Raw genomic sequence first — 19,019 nt, 5'->3', positions numbered from 1 at the left:
CCTGTGGCCCTAACAGGACAGTTGTCTAACCGATTTTGGGACGATTTAGAGGCTTTTGCCTCCCTGCCGGAATTTTCAAAATGCTAAGTAGAAAGTTTCAAAAAATGCGGAGAATAGGCATCTTAATCTCCGCATAAAATGCGGAAAATACTTGACAATGCGGAGAATAAGGCCCCATTTTGACTGGAAAAAAGAAGCGATAACCCAATTGCTTGCAGATGTACGCTATAAGCAAGGAAAACTTGTGGGACGAATGGAGAGCTTAGGCTTTAATCTGCAAGCTGAAGCCACTTTACAAACGCTCACTTTAGATGTCTTGAAGTCTAGTGAAATCGAGGGCGAAATTTTAGACCCAAATCAAGTTCGTTCATCTATTGCCCGTCGTTTGGGGATAGATATAGCCGGATTGGTTCCCGCCGACCGGAACGTTGAAGGAGTGGTTGAAATGATGCTGGATGCAACACAGAATTATAGCAAACCATTAAGCTCCGACCGGCTCTTTGGTTGGCATGCGGTATTATTCCCGACCGGCCGAAGCGGCATGCATAAGATCGTTGTGGGTTCGTGGCGTAACAATACAAAAGACGATCCTATGCAAGTCGTTTCCGGTCCGATGGGCCGTAAAAAAGTGCATTTCCAAGCACCAGATGCAGACAAGCTGGATCAGGAAATGACTCGTTTTATAGAATGGTTCAACACTACAAATGATATAGATGACGTACTTAAAGCGGCTATAGCTCACCTTTGGTTTGTGACAATACACCCTTTTGATGACGGCAATGGACGGATCGCACGCGCAATAACTGACATGCAACTTTCACGCGCGGATCAAAGCGTGCAACGCTTTTACAGTATGTCGGCACAAATCAGAGTTGAACGCAATGGATATTACAGTGTACTCGAAAAAACTCAGAAAGACGATTTAGATATTACGGAGTGGCTGACATGGTTCCTAAATTGCCTTGACCACGCACTGAGCGCAACCGACAAAACACTAGAAAAAGTAATACAAAAAGCAAGGTTCTGGGAAAATCCAAAAACTCATACCGTGAATGACAGGCAAAAGAAATTATTGAATATGCTTCTTGATGGCTTTCAAGGTAAGCTTTCATCTTCGAAATGGGCAACAATTGCCAAATGTTCACAGGATACAGCATCCAGAGATATACAGGATTTGATCGAAAAAGGCATATTGCTGAAAGTACCGGCAGGTGGGCGTAGTACGAGTTATATATTGAATGAAAGCATTCATTAAAAAGTCTTATCTCAACATAATTCAAATTTAGATTAGAATGGAGCCAAATGTTGACTATAAAATTTTTTCGTTTGGTGGCAACGGCGGAGTAACCATTTCGAAGCTCAAGAACATTGATTTACCTAGTGAGCGGTCATTTTATTTCGACACAGATAATAAAGCATTGAAAGAAATGTAGTCTCGAAAATAAATTTCTAACCGGTATCGATTTGCTAAAAGGAAAAAGCACAAATGAAAATAAAAAAACAGGAGAAGAAGCATTCAAAGCTGATTTAGGCGTTTTCGACAACCTTATTCGGGAGGGTAGTTTGCAACTTGTTGAAATTGTCACTTCCATTTTGAAGGAACATCTAGAAGAAAGTATACAAAAAAAACATTACCCTGAAAATCTATTAAAGGTAATAGAGGTAGTGAGAGCTTTCGTCTACCAAAAAGAATATCTGGTAGTTCAGGAAAACTCAAGGATTATCGTAGCCAAAAATCTTAAGACCCTGCTTCGAGCCTTTAAAGAAGGGATTGATATTACTAAAAACATATCACCACGAAAATTTGAAGAGCTGGTCGATTATATATATCGAGTCTCAGGTAATGAGACAGAATTAACTAAGGCTACTCGTGATAATGGTGCTGAATATCAAAGTCTTTTCACTTGCACCAATGAAACGCGATCCATTTCTTACAATTGTACAAGCGAAACAATCCGCCTTCAATAAAAAAGTAGGAGAAGCTGCCATACGAAACCTTGTTGGAACCGTCCAAATACAAAAAGCTGTAAGGGGCCAACTGGTAACGAATTCCGATTTCACTAAGCCAGCCTCCCGTACTGCACGAGTCGTAAAAATTGATCTAATAAAATTCTACGAGCTTGTTCAGGAAGTCAACAAACTAGAAATGGAATAATTTAGTAAAGTTATACTTATTCAACATGAAGCATAGTTCCACACCATTCCTATATCAATATGCAGGCTTTGATTCGATTTAAAAGCCCGGTAGAGATTTTCTTGGAAAACAAAAAAAGCCCCACATCACTGCGGAGCTTTTTACCGTGGCCCTGATCAGACAGTTGTCTAACCAAATTTGGGCAAATAGTTTATTCTACTGCTGTGCGCTACATCACATTTTATTTGTGAGGTAGCGCATTGTATGAAAGTTGTCGATAGTTTACTTTTGGGCAAACAATGAGGCTTCCATAGAATCTTCACGCTTCTGTTCAAACAATCAGCTTTCATGATGATAAAACTGTTCCTGTATTGGTCGATATTCATTGCCTGGTTTCAGTTCAGCATATTGCCGGCAACCGCCCAGTCGAATGCCAAACTTGAAATTGTGACCTCATTCAACAAAGAACGTCCGGGCAATGTGGCTATATCACCAACAGGAAGGGTATTCATTACAATGAGCGATGCAACAGCATCTCCCTATAAGGTGAAAGAAATTTTGCCGGATGGTACTGTAGTGGACTTCCCCGATACTATATGGACAAGGAAGCCGCAAGGGCATTCGTACAAAGGTGTCAATGCCGCAATCGGTATCCAGGCAACTTCAGACAATGTACTTTGGGTGATGGATCTTGGAGACAGGAAAGCCCAGCCTGTACAAGCTCCCAAGCTCATTGCCTGGGATATCTCAACCAGGAAGCTCCTGCATGTTTATCCAATTCCGGATGCAGTGCTCCGGTCAAATTCTTTTTTGCAGGATTTCGTCATCGATGAAAAAAATCATGCAGCAGTGATCGCAGATATGTCGATGGCAGGATTGGTGCTACCTGCAATGCCCGCATTTATTGTGATAGATCTGCAAACAGGTTATGCAAGACGTGTATTGGAAAACCATCACAGCTTTCAGCCGGTTGATGAAGATATTGTGATCGATAAACAAGTGATCAGTCATCTCTTTCCGGATGGCAGCGTGCTGAAGCCCAGGTATCCCCTTAATCCCATCTCCATCGACAGGAAAATGGAATGGATTTATTATGGCGCACTGAGTGGTCGTAGTATTTTCCGGGTACCGGCGGCAGCATTGTCGAGCCCGGGATCCGATGATAGTGCATTATCAAAAAAGATCGTCTACTATGCTGCTAAGCCAAAGTCTGATGGTATAAAAGCAGGCAACCGTGTTTTGTTTGTGACCGATATCGAAAACAGTGCTGTGGTAATGGCAACTCCCGCAGGCTATTCAGTATTGGTGAAGGACACCGCATTGATCTCATGGCCTGATGGGCTGGCAATTGCGCCTGATGGTTACCTTTACCTGGTATCCAATCAACTTCACAAACGGCCCTTCTGGAATCTGGGTAAGGAAGAAAGCAAGCCTCCTTATTATTTGTTGCGTGTGAAGATAACAGCAGCAGAAGGGTATTTCTAAAATGGAAAAAGGATAAACCGCCATGCAGCAGTTTATCCTTCTTATGTTACCAGTTGTTACTGGTCTTTTTTATTCTTGCTAGAAATCGTATCCCGAATAAGCCATCAGAGCTTTTCCTGTACCTGTATTTTCTACTACCTTTTTCCCATCTACAAATATTTCTGTTGTCAGTTTCGAGCTTGTATTGTTACCGATCCCATTACCGGCCACGCTGCCCCTGATTACCCCGGAAGGAATATCCAGTTCATTACTTTCCCAGCTATTGCCGCTAACCGATGTTAGCGTGGTAGTCTTGTCATCAAAACCATAAATAACAGTGCCAATAACTCCATCGGTAACAGTCACTTTGTATTTGATCTTTTTCCCACGGCCATCTCCGCCCGGATCAGGATCATCATTCTTGTCTTTGGAACAGGACACCAATGCGAATACACTCAGGAATAAGGTTCCCAGTAATAATCTTTTTACTTGCTTCATAGCGGTGAATTTATTTTGTTTGCCTACTCTTCAACCAGTTTTCGGCTTCCCTGGTGTTGATCTGAAGCCAAAATTATTCCTGCCGGGCAGGACGCACAATACCGTAATATCGGTTTTTTGCACCTCCTGAAATCAGGTATAAGCAAACTGAATGAAGAGATCAGGTATTCAAAGCAGGTTTTCTTTCACCAGCAGCATTAACAGTTCGGATGTATTCTTTACTTCAAATTTTTGCAGCAGGTTCTTGCGATAAGTATCGATGGTGAATGGACTAAGATGCAATTCTCCCGCGATTATGGTGGTGGTCTTTCCGGCTGCCAGCAACTGTAATATTTGTTTTTCTCTTTTAGTAATGGAGGGCAATTGTTTGGAATGTCTACCACCTGGCCTTGTCAATATCTTTTTCGCATCAGAACTGAATACCATTTCGTCGTACTGTGCTTCCTGTATACATTCCAGCAACTCATCCGCCGGTGCGCTCTTGAGCATATAGCCAGAAGCGCCGCAATCCAGTAACTGCAAAATTATGCTCCGTTCGGCATGATTGCTCAATCCCAGTACTATGGTATCCGGACAGCAGGCTTTGATCTGTTTGCAGAGATCGATGCCGCTCATATCGGGCAGGGTAACATCGAGCAATACCAGGTCCACATACTGGCTGGCAAGAAAACTCATAAAGTCCTTACCATTGGTGAACGTGACGATCTGATCAAATGCCAGGTTCTCCTTCATCAATGCTTTCAGCCCTTCAATCACGATGGGATGATCATCTACGATAGCGAGGGTCTTTTTTATATCAGACATGCAATTCAATATTTACGGTTGTCCCTTCCTGTTGTACAGATTCGATATCGATACTTCCATTCAGGTATTTAACACGGTTCCTGATATTCTGAAAACCGATGCCTTCAGCATCATTCACGGTACTCATCTCGAATCCCCGCCCATTATCTTCCACTGTAATAAAGAAGATTTTTCCATTTTGACTGCATTGCACAATGACCTTTGAAGCAGCTGCATGTTTGACCGCATTTGAGAGAAGTTCCTGAACGATGCGGTAAATATTGGCCTGAACATTCAGTGGAATATCCGGCTGCAAGCCAAAGGAATGGAACTCGATAAGGGTATTATCGCTCTGTAACGATTCACAGAGATCCCGTAAAGCCTCCTCCAGCCCTACCTTTTGCAGGTTTTCAGGCATCATATTCCTTGCAATCCGTCGTAGCTCGCTGATAGAACCTTCCAACTGCAGGATCACTTCACTTAGTTGCGGAGTTTTTTCTTTCTTTTCCTGTCCTGATAATTTTATTTTGATGCCTGCCAGTGTGCCGCCCAATCCATCATGCAGATCGCGCGCAAGGCGGCGCCTCTCCTGCTCTTCACCTTCCAGCATGGCATTGGCAAGCATCAGTTCCTGCTGTTGCTGCAATTCTTTCCATTGCTGTTTTGTTTGCATTCTATTATTGCGATAATAGAAAATAAGGAACAATGTTGCAAGCAGGAACAGGGATGCGGCTACTCCCAGCAACCAGTTCAACAACTGCTGGTTCCTGTGCACCAGGGCAGCCTCCTGCCTTTCCGACTGCAGTTGGATGATCTTTTTTCATTGGTAACAAAACGATACCGGGATTCATTGTCCGCAATTTGTTTTGCAAGATTCTCCTTATAAATTGTATCCTGTAATGCACTGTACCTGGTAACCCATTCATAAGCTTTCGAAATATTGCCCATGGCTTTATATACCCTGGCCATTTCCTTGTAATGCATCACCCTGTTGTCATCAAATTCGTAAGGAGTAATTTGCATCACTCTTTGAAGGGAGAACAGCGCCTGTTGATATCGCGCCATCATAAAATAAGTCTTGTACTCCTGGTACAATGCTTCACTCAGGGAATATTTCCTGCCCATTTTTTCAGCCAGGTTTATACCATCACGGATTACCTGGAGAGCTTTTCCGGGATCGTTCACTTTTCTATAATAAATAGCCTCTGTGATGTTAAGATCTATATTTCGATCGGAATCCGGAAATGGTTTTAAAAGTGCTCTAACATTGTCCAGAAGCGGCTTTGCATCCTTCAGGCTATCCATGAGGCATAAACTCCTGGCCGCGTGAAGGAATGTCATTACTTCATCTTTCAGAGCAGGTTTGTTTATTCTAAAACATGCAAGGGCCTTATTGAAATAGTAGGCTGCCTTTTCATGCAGCAACTGGTTGGAGAATACCATTCCAACATCTGAATAATAATTCCCTGCCAGCGCCGTATCACCAGACTTCTCTGCAAATGGGATCGCTTTTGTGAGCAATGCACTGACCATTTCCGGTTCATTATCTTTTCTTTGCTGGAGTGCGCCATAATTTCCCCAGCATCTTGACTGGAACCGGTAGCTTTCAGGGTTCGTGAAATTACTGAACAGCTTTGCTGCTTCCAGATAGTTTTGCATCGCCTTGTCCTGGTCCAGATCGAAAAAACAGGCAGCTTTGTGAAAAACATGTACAGCCTGCAGGTATTTGTTCTTCCCATTGTATTGCCGGCCCTCTTCCAGGTAATGCCAGGCATTGGTGCTATCATATTTTGACCAGTAAAAGGAAAGCGAATAACATGCACGGGCTTTTGTACTGTCCGATCGGGCATTTTTTAGAATATTGACAAGACTGTCCACGTAAAGACTATCGATCAGAGACTGGGATCGGACGGGTGCAATGAAGAAAAACAAACTGACTATGTAAATGGTCAGAACTTTCATTGCTCAAAATTGAAGAAAATTCATATAGAAAGCATACCGGAATTTAGGTATAAGTGAAGAGACCTGGCAATACCGGGGTACAGGAGCTGGTCAGGGATATTTTTGAAAGGGCAATATTGATATTGGTTTAACGGGAAAGGCCCTCCTATAACCTTCTAAACCCTTTATCAGAAAGATCATATTTTGAAACATCTATCCTACAAATTAATTTCACTTTATTTTGGACCTCACTAATTATACTGGCATCTCTTCTACCTTTGATAGCTTCCTTTGCCATAAAAGCATGCAGAATCATGCGTTGAGCAACCTCCTGCTTTTTGGTATCATTCCAGGTGGCAATCTTTTCGTTTTTTCAATGGAGCGATTACATACAGTCGTTTAGAGATGTGGCCTTATACATGGAGTGATGAAAATAAAAAAACAAAACAAGCGTATGAAAATATAACTATTCAAATATCAACACCTTGGAGATAGCCCTTCACTCTGAAGTAGGCGCAAAAAAATGGGCAGCTTAAAAAGCTACCCATTTTAAAAAATATGTCCTGTGGAGAATACCGGAGTCGAACCGGTGACCTCTTGCATGCCATGCAAGCGCTCTAGCCAGCTGAGCTAATTCCCCATTTACCTGGCTGAATTCAGGAGTGCAAATATAGTAGCATGGCTCATTGTCTCCAAATAAAAAATAAAAGCCGGTGCAGAAAACTACACCGGCTCAACATCTATTTATTGAGAGCATTTACGATTATGCTTTTTTGATCGCTTCCACGTTAATGTGAAGCTTCACTTCATCGCTCACAACAATTCCGCCTGTTTCTGTAACTGCGCTCCAGGTAAGACCGAAATCCTGACGATTGATCTTGCCGGATACTTCAAAACCCGCTACAGTATTGCCGTAAAAGTCTTTCTGGATACCACCATACTCAACATCCAGCACTACAGGTTTGGTTACGCCTTTGATAGTAAGGTTTCCTTTCACTTCATAATCTCCACCACCCTGGTTCACCAGCTCAGTGGATTCGAAGCTCATGGAAGGGAATTTTTCGGCATCAAAGAAGTCCGCAGATTTCAGGTGACCATCGCGACCTTCATTGCCGGTATCAATGCTGTTAATGTCTACGCTGAATTTGATCCTGGCATCAGCGAAATCCTCTTTATCAGATTCTACTGTGCCTTCAAATGATTTGAATTTTCCCGTAACAGTGGAAATCACCAGGTGCTTTACTTTGAAAGAAACTTCTGAGTGTGTTGTATCAATTGTCCATGTTGCCATAAAATCAAGTTTAGAATGTAAAATTAATGTTTAAACATCATTACGCAAAACGTTTGATTGCAATTAACAATCCAATAGCATTGGAAAAAACTTACTACCTACACCGCCGATCAGAGTAAATCCTTTACCAGAGCGAGGTTCAGGAGTTAATACTCTCATCCCCACTAACCTGGAGGCTAGTGGTATTTCCATTAACTACATAAAAAAAGCCCTGACCCGCAAGGGACCAGAGCTAATTTTTATAATGTGGAAAGATGAGTAAGGAAACTAGTCGCCCCAGATCTCAGCTTCGCCTTTCAACCATTGTTTTACATTTTCGGTAGTAACCGATTTTGGCCTTTCGATCGGCAGCGCCAGAGCGCGGTCCCAGATCAGGCTACTCATTACTCCGAGTGCGCGGCTCACGCCAAAGAGCACTGTGTAGAATTCATATTCCACCATTCCGTAATGAACCAGCAAAGCACCGCTATGTGCATCCACGTTCGGCCATGGGTTCTTGATCTTGCCGAGCGACTGAAGAATTGGAGGCACTGCATCATACACGTTCCAAACTGTTTGAACCAGCGGATCATCAGCCAAATGCTTTTTACCGAATTCCATTTGTGCAGTAAAACGTGGATCGGTTTTGCGAAGCACTGCATGACCATATCCTGGAACCACTTTCCCTTCAGACAGTGTTTTCTTCACATACTCTTCGATCTGTTCTTTGGAGGGAGTTTCTGTTTTGAGTTCCTCACGGAGTTCGAAGATCCATTTCACCACTTCCTGGTTGGCGAGGCCGTGCAGGGGACCTGCGAGACCGTTCATACCAGCTGCGAAGCTCAGGTAAGGATCGCTGAGAGCAGAACCTACCAGGTGCGTCGTATGTGCAGAAACGTTACCTCCTTCATGATCTGCGTGAATAGTCATGTAGAGACGCATCAGTTCCTTGAAGCTTTCGTTCTCGAAACCGAGCATATGCGCCAGGTTACCTGCCCAGTCAAGCAGACCATTAGGCTGGATATGTTGATTATTCTTGTACTTCCTTCTGTAGATATAAGCGGCTACGCGGGGCAGACGGGCAATGAGGTCCATTGCATCGTCGAAGATAGGTTCCCAGTAGTCTTTTTTGTTGATGCCTTCCGCATAACGTTTGGCGAAATTGCTTTCTGTTTGCAGGGCCATGATACCGGTTACGAACATGGTCATCGGATGGGCAGTGATAGGCAGTGCATCGATGGCGGCAAACACATGGTTGGGCACATGTGAACGGCGTTGCCATACGGATGTAACATGATGAACGTCTTCTTCAGTAGGTAATTCACCAATCAGCATCAGATAGAACAATCCTTCCGGTAAAGGCTCACTGCCACCTTTGGCTTTCGGGAGTTTTTGTTGTAATTCAGGGATAGAATAACCACGGAAACGGATACCTTCCTGTGCATCCAGCAGGGAGGTTTCACTCACCAGTCCGGTGATACCACGCATACCCTGATAGATCTGCGACAACTGTACTTCCCCGATCTTTTTTGTTCCGTGATCTTTGAGCAAATTCTTGACTTCAACGGCTGATTCATCTGCCTTCGCCTTGAACCTTTCCTTAAGAATACCCATGTTGTAGAATAATTATATAAACAAGCAAAATAAGTGTAGAATCGATGGCTAAAGTTATAACAATACCGCTCAATAGAACAAAAATTGTTGTTTATGGTTAGAAACTAAACCATTATTAATACTGATTTAATTACTTTCTCATCCAATTCTTATTTGGGCGCCTTCTTGTGTAACCAGATAGCAATACATGTAAAAATAATATTGGGTGTCCAGGCGGCCAGTATGGGCGGGAAATTACTTTTAGTGGAGAAAGTGAGGGAGAATTTATCCATCACAACAAATATTGCAGCGGTGATGATCCCTACAGCGAGGTTCAGCCCGCTGCCACCGCGGGTTTTGCGCGCAGCCACAGAAAACCCGATCAATGTCAGCACGAGCACAGAAAAAGGAGTGGCGTCGCGACGGTATCTTTCTACTTTGAAATCGTTGAGACCTTCAGTTCCCCTGTTGGCTTCTGCCTGTATAAAAGCTTTCAGCTCGGAGGTGGTCAATTTATCTTTCAGGTATTTGTCCGGCTTGATCTCGGTGGGCTTTACGTTCAGCGCCAGCTTCATGGTATCGATCTTCTTAATGGACTCTTTGATACCATCGATATGTCTTTCAATTGCATTCTCGATCACCCATGATTTCTTTGCCGTGTCCCAGCGGATATTGTCTGCCCGCAGGTTGTATATTAACTGAGTGCCTTTGATACGGTCCATGAAGAAACCTCCATAGGCCATCTGACGATCATTGTTGTACTCACGGAAACCCGCAAAGGTTACAGAGTCTACTTTGAGATAATAGTTATTGCCTCTTTTGGCCAGCTCGCCCTGCTCATAGGAACTTTTGCTGTCGATATAAGTGGTCTGAAAATTTCCGCGGATGGTGGCGGCTTTAGGGATCCATATCTGTGTGGCCACCCAGAATATTCCGCCGAGGAAAAGTGCGGCAGCCATAAACGGCGCCAGCACGCGGTTGTAACGCACTCCACTGGCCAGCATGGCGATGATCTCGGACCGTGCAGCCATTTTAGAGGTAAAAAAGATAACGGCGATGAACACCATCAGCGGAAAGATCATGCTGATGATGAAGGGCACGAAGCCAAGATAATAATCGGTAACGATCTGCCAGGAACTGAGCCCGCTCTTTACAAAATCATCGGCTTTCTCACTGGTATCGATCACAACAGCGATCACGCTAAAGATCAGTACCATGAAGATGGTAGTGCTGAGGTATTTCTTGATAATGTACCAGTCGATTTTTTTCATACTAAGCCTTTGAGCCGGCGGCCGGGCAAATGTAGCCCAAAAACTGCGATCCTCAGAGCCCGGGGTTCCTAAAACTATTGCAAATCAGGTTAGTTTTTCAGGCTTACAGGCGCTGTTGCAGGATGGCCGCCTGCTCATTCTTCCAGCTGATGAAATCCCCTGCCAGGATATGTTTCCGGGCCTCTCCTACCAGCCAGAGATAGAATGCCAGATTGTGCACGCTGGCAATGGTAAGCCCCAGGATCTCCTTCGCCTTCATCAGGTGACGGAGATAGGCTTTGCTGTAGTAGTTGCTGATATCGCTATCGATACCATCGTCCAGCGGGGAATAATCGTGCTCCCATTTTTTATTATCGATATTGATCACTCCTTTGGAAGTGAAGAGCATGGCGTTGCGGCCATTGCGTGTGGGCATCACACAATCGAACATATCAACACCAAGCGCGATACATTCCAGGATATTCCAGGGAGTGCCAACGCCCATGAGATAGCGCGGCTTTTCTGCAGGCAGGTTCTCGCAACAGAGTTGTGTGAACTCATACATCATGTGATCGGGCTCTCCTACGCTGAGGCCGCCGATAGCATTACCTGCCGCATTTTTGGAAGCAGCATATTCGCAGCTCGCTTTCCGCAGATCAGCATAAGTGCTTCCCTGTACAATGGGAAAAAGATTCTGCGTATAACCATACCTGTCAGGTGTGCCGTTGAAACGCTCGAAACATCTGTCCAGCCACCTGTGCGTGAGATGCATGGATTTCTCGGCGTATTTGTATTCACTCGGATAGGGCGGACATTCATCGAAGGCCATGATGATATCGCCACCGATGCTGCGCTGGATATCCATTACATTTTCCGGCGTGAACAAATGTTTTGATCCGTCGATATGACTTTGGAACACCACCCCTTCTTCCGTGATCTTACGGCTGGATGCCAGCGAAAAAACCTGGTAACCGCCACTGTCGGTCAGGATGGGCCTGTTCCAGCCATTGAATTTGTGCAGGCCACCGGCTTTCTCCAGGGTTTCGAGGCCGGGGCGGAGATAAAGATGATAAGTATTTCCCAAAATGATCTGTGCCTGCACATCGTTCTTCAGTTGTTGCTGGCTCACTGCTTTCACGCTGCCCGCGGTTCCTACCGGCATGAAGATGGGGGTCAGGATCTCTCCATGATCTGTTGTGATCTTCCCCGCTCTTGCCGCGGAATGCCCGTCTGTAGCCTGTAACTGAAATTGTAAACTCGCCATAATATTTGATAAATCGGGCTGCAAGATACGGATTACAGCCAGTTTGAAGGTGAGCGAACCCTTGCTATGGTGATTACCATCAAATTACACACATTACAAAAATCTTTATTTTTCAACAGTTGTGGATGCTTAGATGTATTGCTTTCAGGTGTTACCTTCTTATTTTCGCGCATTATTTCCTTTGCATTGGACCCTAAATTGCAACCTTCATGATATCATTGTTGAAGAGCATAGATTGGTGGTTGATACTTTTCTGTGCCTTTTGCGTAGTTGCTTTCGTTCAATTATTATACTTCTGGCTCCTCTTCCGCAGGGTGGCCTGGTACCAGGCGCCTGTTCGCGAAAAGACGCAACAGCACCCGGTTTCCATCATTATCTGCGCCCGCGATGAAGCGGGTAACCTGGCCCGTAACCTTCCCGGTGTACTGGTGCAAACCTATAGCTCCACACACGAAGTGATAGTGGTGAATCATAACAGCCAGGATGAAACGAGATTCCTCCTGGAAGAATTCAGGAAAACATTCAAAAGCCTCAATGCCGTGAACCTCTCACAGGAGGCAAAAGGCATCCCTGGTAAAAAATACCCACTCTCCATTGGCATCAAGGAAGCAAAGCATGAGATCATCCTGCTGACGGATGCGGACTGTGTTCCCGCTTCCGAATTCTGGGTGCAGAAAATGCAGGACGCCTACGCGCCGGGGATCGATATCGTTCTTGGCTATGGCGCCTATTACAAACGCCCCGGCCTGCTCAACAGGTTAATCCGTTTTGAAACATTCCACTCCGCCCTGCAGTATTTTTCGTATGCGCTTGCAGGTATGCCGTACATGGGTGTGGGCAGGAACCTCTCTTACAAAAAAGGATTGTTCTTTGCCAACAAAGGCTTCTCTGCATTGAACCATGTGCCGGGTGGCGATGATGATCTCTTCATCAACAAAGTAGCCACTCCCACCAATACGGCCATTGTACTGGATCCTGAAGCGGTTACCTTATCCGAGCCTAAGAAAACATTCAGGAACTGGATGCATCAGAAGAACAGGCATTTCACTACAGGGAAATTCTATAAGCCGAAACATAAGTTCCTGCTGGGCCTGTATTCCATGACGCATTTCCTTTTCTATCCATTATTCATAATCACCCTTATCTTCTTCGATTGGCGCTTAGCCCTGGGGATCTTTGCGGTCCGCGCCATCACACAGGCGATCGTGTACTACAAAGCGATGGCAAAACTGAATGAGAAAGATCTCTTTGCCTGGTGGTGGTTACTGGATATCTGGATGTTCATTTATTATTGCATCTTTGCTCCTGCATTATGGAAGAAGCCGAAAAAAAACTGGGCCTGATCACCAAGTACTTTGGTGATTTCAATGAAACACAATTGCAGCAACTGGCTGCGCTGGAAGCATTGTATGCGGACTGGAACGAGAAGATCAATGTGATCTCCCGCAAGGACTTTGATAGTTTGTACGAAAAGCATGTATTGCATTCCCTGGCCATTGCTGCTGCTTTCGAGTTCCAGCCAGGAGCTGTGATCGGCGATCTCGGCACTGGTGGCGGATTTCCCGGCATTCCGCTGGCCATCTTCTTTCCTGAAGTGAAATTCCACCTGGTAGACAGCATTGGTAAAAAGATCAAAGTGGTGCAGGCTGTTGCAGAAGGTCTTGGTTTGAAAAATGTAACTGCGCAACATTCGCGCATGGAAGAAATAAAGAACCGCAAGTTCGATTTCGTGGTATCAAGAGCGGTGGCGCCGCTGAAAGAGCTCTGGACCTGGAGCAAGCCCCTGCTGAAAAAAGCACAGCCGGATATGGGCGTCAAGCCTGGTCTCATCTGCCTCAAAGGAGGCGATCTCACACAGGAAATTTCCGAAAGTGGTTGTAAACCACGCATTATGGAAGTGCACGAGATATTCGGAGAGGAATATTTCAAAGAGAAATACCTGCTCTACGTGTCTGTGTAATTTCCGCAACAGTCCAATTTCATCCATCGAAAAACTACCACAAAGTGGTATTATTGGTGTATTGAAAAGTTTGAAATTTGCTGAATGGACATTACAATTTGTATCGTTGACGATAATAAGGATATCCGGTCCGCGCTCGAACAGATCATTCTCATGTCTGAAGGGTATCGTTTGATCGGTAGTGTGGGCTCCGCAGCGGAAGCCATGGACCAGATACCCAAACTGAAACCGGATATTGTTCTGATGGACATAAATCTTGGTGAAGGTGAAAATGGCATAGATTGTGTACGTCAACTGAAGTCAGAATACAAAGACATTCTGTTCATGATGTGTACGGTCTATGAGGATGACGAAAAGATTTTTGAAGCATTGAGTGCAGGTGCAAATGGTTATATATTGAAAAAGACAGCACCGCATAAACTACTGGAAGCAATCCGCGAATTACAGGATGGAGGCGCTCCGATGAGCAGCCAGATCGCCAGAAAGGTTGTGGCGGCTTTTCAACAAAAGCAAAAAAATCCCACAGAAGTTCCGGAATCATCTACGCTGAACGTACTCTCCAACAGGGAAAAAGAAATACTTGAATTACTGGCCAAAGGCATGTTGTACAAAGAAATAGCCGCCAGCTTATTCATCAGCCAGGAAACAGTTCGCAAGCATGTGTATCATATTTACGAGAAACTGCACGTGAATAACCGCGTTGAAGCCATCAACAAATTCTTCGGCAGATAAGCTTACCACAAAGTGGTATTGCAGTACCTGCAACATCCGTTTACCTTTGTTAACCTTCTGGTATACGCATCGTATAGCCAAATCAAAATATTGATCGGCATTGCTGATCGTACGTTTTTTTCTGTGCAAGAAACCTGGGAACACAGAACATTAACCTTACCTTATCTTTAACCGGAACAGTCCGTCCACCAGGGCGGGCTGTTCCTTTTGTATAAAGAAAAAAGCCGGTAACAGTGCATGTTACCGGCTTGTATCATTCAGGTGTTCAATCTACCATTTGAACTCCAGTTTATTATCGTTCCTGTCTATATCAGCCAACCTTTTGGAAGGATCGATCTCCAGGCTGCTGATCTCTGTCAGCGGCTTATCGATCAACACTTCATAAGTGGGATTGGTCCATCTCCAGGGCTCATGTTTTGTGAAAGATGCTTTTGCATATTCATTTTCTTTGGCGCCGAACATGAGATACATAGGAATGTATGCAAGATGTTTGCTTCCATCTTTGAAAGTTGCCATCAGATCGATGGGCATTGGGAAATAACCTACACGTCTGAGACGCACTTTGGTACCCTTTCCTTCACTCCAGATACTATCGATCTTGTAGTTGATGGTTTTGGTGGTGTTCACGAAATATTCGCGGTACCAGTCGAGCTGCATATTGCTTACTTTCTCAGCAACACGGATGAAATCGTTCACATTGGGATGTTTGAACTTCCAGGTATTGTAGTATTCATGGAGGATCCTGTCGCGTACAGGAGCGCCCACGATATAACCGAGCTGTTCCATGAATACCTCGCCTTTTGAATAAGCAGCAACGCTGTATCCGTAATTGGTTTCGAAGTGATCGGCATGCGTTGTCAGCGGCTCTTCGAACCTGCTTTTGGCGAGATTGATATAGCCTTCATATGAATCGGCGTGTGGATTATCATCGCCATTGAAAATATCTGCGCGTTTGTAGCCCTTATCAATTGCTTTCTTGCGCGGTCCTGTACCTGTTGTGCTTTGCTCTACCACAGTTTTGGAAACACCCCTGTAGTATTCAGACACCAGCGATTCTGCATAGCTGGTGAAGCCTTCGTCCATCCACGCATACTCAGACTCGTTAGTAGCCAGCATACCCTGGTACCAGCTGTGCAGCCATTCGTGGAAAACAGTACCAAGACTGGAGCTTACGATCAATGTAGACATTGGATATTCCATGCCTCCATCGCCGCCATGAACAAAAGAATATTGCTTGTAAGGATAAGCGCCGAAATTAGCTTCGATGAATGGAAGCACGGTCACTGCTGCATCGGCAACGGTTGTCCATCTTGCTTCATAATCCTTTACATAATTTTCATATTTCCCCTGATAGCTGTTCTGTTTTACAGTTTCTGAGAGGCGGTCATATTGCGCTTTCATGAAAGCATCACCGGATTTGTACAACACATGAATGGTTGGACCATTCAGGATCTGGCGGCTGATATGTTTATAGTCAGGATCTGCAGCCCACATGAAATCATGCACATTAGGCGCATTGAATTTCCAGGTGAGTGTTTTGCCGGAAGCGGCAGGTACTTTGGTTCCGGTCGCTTCATAACCATGGCCGATCTGTTGAGCATTGAGCAGATAACCCGTTCCTCCGATCGTATAGTCCTTATCGATAGTGATATTCACATCATAATCGCCCCATACACCGTAAAACTCGCGTGCGATATACGGATCGGCATGCCATCCTTCAAAATCATATTCGCAGAGTTTGGGATACCACTGGCTCATGGAGTAGCGGACACCTGTAGTGGGATTGTCTCTTCCTGAACGGCGGATCTGCAAAGGCACCTGCGATTCAAAGTTCATATCGAACACAACCTTCGATTTCGGCAGGATTGGTTTGCTGAGCACTACTTCCAGGATGGTTTCATGCATGATGTATTCTTGTTTCTCACCATTCATGGTAAGAGAAAGTACTTTCTGATAACCGATCTCATCGGGCTTGAGGTGCTGGATCCTGTCCTTCACGCGCGAATCCCAGTCGGGCCTTTTGGTAGGAGAATTAGTGCCCATTTCGCGACTGCGTACATCCATCATACTGCCGGGTTGAAACGCATTCCAGTACAGATGATAAAATACGCGTTTAAGGGTGTCAGGGGAATTATTGGTGTATTCCAGTTTTTGTTTTCCGGTAAATTGGTTCGTGTTCACATCCATGTTAATGTCCATAATGTACTTAACACGTTGTTGCCATCTGTCAGCCTGTGCCCGGGAAGTGGCCACTGCGCTGAATCCCATGACAAATAAGAGAATGTGTTTTCGCATTGTTTCCTCAGTTTAGATGTTGAAATTTCCCTAATAGCGGGTTAAGGTAGGCAAAAAAGCAAAAAGATGAACTCTGTTCATCATATTGTATGCGAATGGAACACCCATTCCACACCCGGAGCAGGAGTTTTATGAGTGACTTAACAAAGATGATTCATCGTCCACCACCGAGATCAATGAAACTACCTGTTGCATAAGAAGACTTATCTGAAGCGAGCCAGAGTATGGCCTCTGCTATTTCTTCGGGCTGGCCTCCGCGTTTCATCGGCAATGAAGTTTTCAGTCTGTCTACACGTCCAGGCTCTCCGCCATCTGCATGAATATCTGTATAGATCAGTCCCGGCCTTACGGCATTCACGCGTATTCCTTCGGCAGCTACTTCTTTTGAAAGACCAATGGTGAATGTATCGATAGCGCCTTTACTGGCAGCATAATCCACATACTCATCCGGCGAGCCCAGTCTTGCAGCAATCGAAGATACATTGATAATGGCGCCACCTTTGCCGCCATGTTTGGTTGACATTCTTTTGATGGCTTCCCGCGCGCAGATGATCTGTCCGGTGATATTGGCTGCAAAGATCCGGTTCAACCTGTCTGCCGTCATATCTTCCACCCGCATTTGTTTTTCCAGTATGCCGGCATTGTTGACAAGGCAATCCAAAGTTCCGAATTGCCTGTCAGCCTCTTCAAAGAGCCGCACCACTTCTGCTTCTACAGCAATATCCGCCTGAATGGCAATAGCATTGCCGCCACCGGATTTGATCTCATTCACCACATTATCTGCCGCAGTTTTGTTCTTGTTGTAATTCAGCGCTATGGCGTATCCGTTAGCAGCAGCCAGCAAAGCTGTTGCAGCTCCAATGCCGCGGCTGCCGCCGGTAATCAGCATGATCTTCATCTGTGAAGTTTTGATTTCAGTAAGGTAAGCTCACCCAGCAGGCGGGTTTCGCGGACTACATGTTGTTTGTGCAATCTTTGAGCGATGGCCGCCACTTCCAGGTTGAGCGTTTCAATTTCCGTTTCCCGCTTGTTCAGGATATCCTGGTAGGTTGATATCAGCTGACCATCGGATGAACGGCTGATCTGCAAAAGACTTGCTTCCACTTCGTCCGCATGCAAACGAATTCCTTCCGCTGCAGCGATCTCCACACATTCGGCAATTATTCTTCTTGCAAGCGCAAGCGCATTTTCATCACGATGGAAAATTCCATTATCGGTTTCCAGTAATGGACAAATGGAATTGAAAACACAATTGCTGATGGCCTTTTTCCAGATCACCGGCTGAATACTTTTCTCTGCACGGAAAGGAAACTGTGGCGTATTCAGCTGCTCCACCGTTTCATTCAACAACTGCTCATTGCCTTTGACAACGCCTACTGCGGAAGCCGCAACAGGCTTGAATCGAACTAGACCATCCTGAAGGTTCTGGCTGGTTGCAAAAAGCACAGTGCGGTAAATATTGCTGAATCCTTTTTCGATAAATGACCTTTCAACGCCCAGACCATTTTGCATGATCACTATGGGAGCATTTCCCACTTTGGATTGCAGCACTTCGCTTAATCGTGCATTGCCAAATGATTTATTGGCGAGGACGATAATTCCATCTTCCAGCGATCTGAATTGTTGAAGGGAACCAATGTGAATTTCTGTTGAGGGCCAATTGCCGGAAGCTGATTCTACAGTTATTTCCTGCAACTGCGGCGGGGCATCGGCAATACTGCCACGAATGATGCAAACCTCATGACCATTGAGTTTGAGGGCTACTGCCAGCACTTTACCGATTGCTCCATACCCGATAATATAGATCTTATTCATAATGGGGTAGATTTCCGGTG

At 44.9% G+C, this 19,019-nt stretch carries 18 protein-coding genes and 1 tRNA gene; 7 read left to right on the top strand and 12 right to left on the bottom strand.

Going from position 1 to position 19,019, the window contains the following annotated elements:
• Nucleotides 1-157: 157 nt before the first annotated feature.
• The 4 genes from FSB84_RS11530 (at nt 158) to FSB84_RS11515 (ending at nt 3,619) form a co-directional block, all read left to right on the top strand.
• A complete protein-coding gene (locus FSB84_RS11530; RefSeq protein ID WP_130541417.1) occupies nt 158-1,255 on the top strand; it encodes a Fic family protein in 1,098 nt (365 codons plus the stop codon).
• 209 nt (nt 1,256-1,464) lie between these two features.
• Nucleotides 1,465-1,968, top strand: a complete 504-nt coding sequence (locus FSB84_RS11525) for a hypothetical protein (RefSeq protein ID WP_147122140.1) — start codon at nt 1,465-1,467, stop codon at nt 1,966-1,968.
• Entirely contained in the window at nt 1,877-2,155 is a 279-nt protein-coding gene (locus FSB84_RS31675) for a restriction endonuclease (protein WP_130541418.1), read from the top strand. The genes FSB84_RS11525 and FSB84_RS31675 overlap by 92 nt, the downstream gene beginning before the upstream one ends.
• Nucleotides 2,156-2,482: 327 nt before the next feature.
• Nucleotides 2,483-3,619, top strand: a complete 1,137-nt coding sequence (locus tag FSB84_RS11515; protein ID WP_130541419.1) for an L-dopachrome tautomerase-related protein — start codon at nt 2,483-2,485, stop codon at nt 3,617-3,619.
• Between the two features lie 78 nt (nt 3,620-3,697).
• On the opposite strand, the gene FSB84_RS11510 is transcribed toward FSB84_RS11515, so the two are convergent.
• The 9 genes from FSB84_RS11510 to tgt form a co-directional block, all read right to left on the bottom strand.
• The gene (locus FSB84_RS11510) at nt 3,698-4,096 is read right to left on the bottom strand and encodes a hypothetical protein (protein ID WP_130541420.1); all 399 of its coding nucleotides are present in this window, start codon (nt 4,094-4,096) and stop codon (nt 3,698-3,700) included.
• Nucleotides 4,097-4,264: 168 nt separating this feature from the next.
• A complete protein-coding gene (locus FSB84_RS11505) occupies nt 4,265-4,900 on the bottom strand; it encodes a response regulator transcription factor (protein WP_130541421.1) in 636 nt (211 codons plus the stop codon).
• A complete protein-coding gene (locus tag FSB84_RS11500; protein ID WP_147122138.1) occupies nt 4,893-5,633 on the bottom strand; it encodes a sensor histidine kinase in 741 nt (246 codons plus the stop codon). Before FSB84_RS11500 ends, FSB84_RS11505 begins: the two co-directional genes overlap by 8 nt.
• On the bottom strand, nt 5,630-6,841 hold the full coding sequence (locus FSB84_RS11495) for a tetratricopeptide repeat protein (RefSeq protein WP_147122136.1): 1,212 nt from the start codon (nt 6,839-6,841) through the stop codon (nt 5,630-5,632). Before FSB84_RS11495 ends, FSB84_RS11500 begins: the two co-directional genes overlap by 4 nt.
• Before the next feature lie 545 nt (nt 6,842-7,386).
• Nucleotides 7,387-7,460 (bottom strand) — tRNA-Ala (locus FSB84_RS11490).
• A gap of 123 nt (nt 7,461-7,583) precedes the next feature.
• A complete protein-coding gene (locus tag FSB84_RS11485) occupies nt 7,584-8,111 on the bottom strand; it encodes a YceI family protein (protein ID WP_130541423.1) in 528 nt (175 codons plus the stop codon).
• Nucleotides 8,112-8,378: 267 nt separating this feature from the next.
• Nucleotides 8,379-9,704, bottom strand: coding sequence for a citrate (Si)-synthase, eukaryotic (locus FSB84_RS11480; RefSeq protein ID WP_130541424.1), 1,326 nt, complete (start codon nt 9,702-9,704; stop codon nt 8,379-8,381).
• A 149-nt stretch (nt 9,705-9,853) separates the two neighbouring features.
• On the bottom strand, nt 9,854-10,954 hold the full coding sequence (locus tag FSB84_RS11475) for an LptF/LptG family permease (protein WP_130541425.1): 1,101 nt from the start codon (nt 10,952-10,954) through the stop codon (nt 9,854-9,856).
• A gap of 103 nt (nt 10,955-11,057) precedes the next feature.
• A complete protein-coding gene (tgt, locus tag FSB84_RS11470) occupies nt 11,058-12,197 on the bottom strand; it encodes a tRNA guanosine(34) transglycosylase Tgt (RefSeq protein ID WP_130541426.1) in 1,140 nt (379 codons plus the stop codon).
• Between the two features lie 209 nt (nt 12,198-12,406).
• On the opposite strand from tgt, the gene FSB84_RS11465 reads away from it, so the two are divergent.
• The 3 genes from FSB84_RS11465 (at nt 12,407) to FSB84_RS11455 (ending at nt 14,889) form a co-directional block, all read left to right on the top strand.
• A complete protein-coding gene (locus FSB84_RS11465) occupies nt 12,407-13,540 on the top strand; it encodes a glycosyltransferase (RefSeq protein WP_130541427.1) in 1,134 nt (377 codons plus the stop codon).
• Nucleotides 13,510-14,157: a 16S rRNA (guanine(527)-N(7))-methyltransferase RsmG gene (gene rsmG, locus FSB84_RS11460; RefSeq protein WP_192909909.1), complete on the top strand. Its 648-nt coding sequence runs from the start codon at nt 13,510-13,512 to the stop codon at nt 14,155-14,157. The genes FSB84_RS11465 and rsmG overlap by 31 nt, the downstream gene beginning before the upstream one ends.
• 84 nt (nt 14,158-14,241) lie before the next feature.
• Nucleotides 14,242-14,889: a response regulator gene (locus FSB84_RS11455; protein WP_130541428.1), complete on the top strand. Its 648-nt coding sequence runs from the start codon at nt 14,242-14,244 to the stop codon at nt 14,887-14,889.
• 270 nt (nt 14,890-15,159) lie between these two features.
• Here the strand turns inward: FSB84_RS11455 and FSB84_RS11450 are convergent, their stop codons facing one another.
• From FSB84_RS11450 to FSB84_RS11440, 3 genes are all read right to left on the bottom strand, one after another.
• Complete coding sequence (locus FSB84_RS11450; RefSeq protein ID WP_130541429.1) at nt 15,160-17,184, bottom strand: M1 family metallopeptidase; 2,025 nt, start codon at nt 17,182-17,184, stop codon at nt 15,160-15,162.
• A 154-nt stretch (nt 17,185-17,338) separates the two neighbouring features.
• A complete protein-coding gene (locus FSB84_RS11445; protein ID WP_130541430.1) occupies nt 17,339-18,082 on the bottom strand; it encodes an SDR family oxidoreductase in 744 nt (247 codons plus the stop codon).
• Complete coding sequence (locus tag FSB84_RS11440; RefSeq protein WP_207234261.1) at nt 18,079-18,999, bottom strand: ketopantoate reductase family protein; 921 nt, start codon at nt 18,997-18,999, stop codon at nt 18,079-18,081. The genes FSB84_RS11445 and FSB84_RS11440 overlap by 4 nt, the downstream gene beginning before the upstream one ends.
• Nucleotides 19,000-19,019: the final 20 nt, after the last annotated feature.

This window comes from Pseudobacter ginsenosidimutans, from assembly GCF_007970185.1.
Lineage (GTDB): Bacteria > Bacteroidota > Bacteroidia > Chitinophagales > Chitinophagaceae > Pseudobacter > Pseudobacter ginsenosidimutans.
This window is presented reverse-complemented; position numbering and strand designations above follow the sequence as displayed.

What these genes read in the sequence shown, in the direction of transcription:
- FSB84_RS11530 (WP_130541417.1), top strand. Translation starts at nt 158, where the DNA reads ATGCGGAGAATAAGGCCCCATTTTGACTGGAAAAAAGAAGCGATAACC.
- FSB84_RS31675 (WP_130541418.1), top strand. Translation starts at nt 1,877, where the DNA reads ATGGTGCTGAATATCAAAGTCTTTTCACTTGCACCAATGAAACGCGAT.
- FSB84_RS11515 (WP_130541419.1), top strand. Translation starts at nt 2,483, where the DNA reads ATGATGATAAAACTGTTCCTGTATTGGTCGATATTCATTGCCTGGTTT.
- FSB84_RS11510 (WP_130541420.1), bottom strand. Translation starts at nt 4,096, where the DNA reads ATGAAGCAAGTAAAAAGATTATTACTGGGAACCTTATTCCTGAGTGTA.
- FSB84_RS11505 (WP_130541421.1), bottom strand. Translation starts at nt 4,900, where the DNA reads ATGTCTGATATAAAAAAGACCCTCGCTATCGTAGATGATCATCCCATC.
- FSB84_RS11495 (WP_147122136.1), bottom strand. Translation starts at nt 6,841, where the DNA reads ATGAAAGTTCTGACCATTTACATAGTCAGTTTGTTTTTCTTCATTGCA.
- FSB84_RS11485 (WP_130541423.1), bottom strand. Translation starts at nt 8,111, where the DNA reads ATGGCAACATGGACAATTGATACAACACACTCAGAAGTTTCTTTCAAA.
- FSB84_RS11480 (WP_130541424.1), bottom strand. Translation starts at nt 9,704, where the DNA reads ATGGGTATTCTTAAGGAAAGGTTCAAGGCGAAGGCAGATGAATCAGCC.
- FSB84_RS11475 (WP_130541425.1), bottom strand. Translation starts at nt 10,954, where the DNA reads ATGAAAAAAATCGACTGGTACATTATCAAGAAATACCTCAGCACTACC.
- tgt (WP_130541426.1), bottom strand. Translation starts at nt 12,197, where the DNA reads ATGGCGAGTTTACAATTTCAGTTACAGGCTACAGACGGGCATTCCGCG.
- FSB84_RS11465 (WP_130541427.1), top strand. Translation starts at nt 12,407, where the DNA reads ATGATATCATTGTTGAAGAGCATAGATTGGTGGTTGATACTTTTCTGT.
- rsmG (WP_192909909.1), top strand. Translation starts at nt 13,510, where the DNA reads ATGGAAGAAGCCGAAAAAAAACTGGGCCTGATCACCAAGTACTTTGGT.
- FSB84_RS11455 (WP_130541428.1), top strand. Translation starts at nt 14,242, where the DNA reads ATGGACATTACAATTTGTATCGTTGACGATAATAAGGATATCCGGTCC.
- FSB84_RS11450 (WP_130541429.1), bottom strand. Translation starts at nt 17,184, where the DNA reads ATGCGAAAACACATTCTCTTATTTGTCATGGGATTCAGCGCAGTGGCC.
- FSB84_RS11445 (WP_130541430.1), bottom strand. Translation starts at nt 18,082, where the DNA reads ATGAAGATCATGCTGATTACCGGCGGCAGCCGCGGCATTGGAGCTGCA.
- FSB84_RS11440 (WP_207234261.1), bottom strand. Translation starts at nt 18,999, where the DNA reads ATGAATAAGATCTATATTATCGGGTATGGAGCAATCGGTAAAGTGCTG.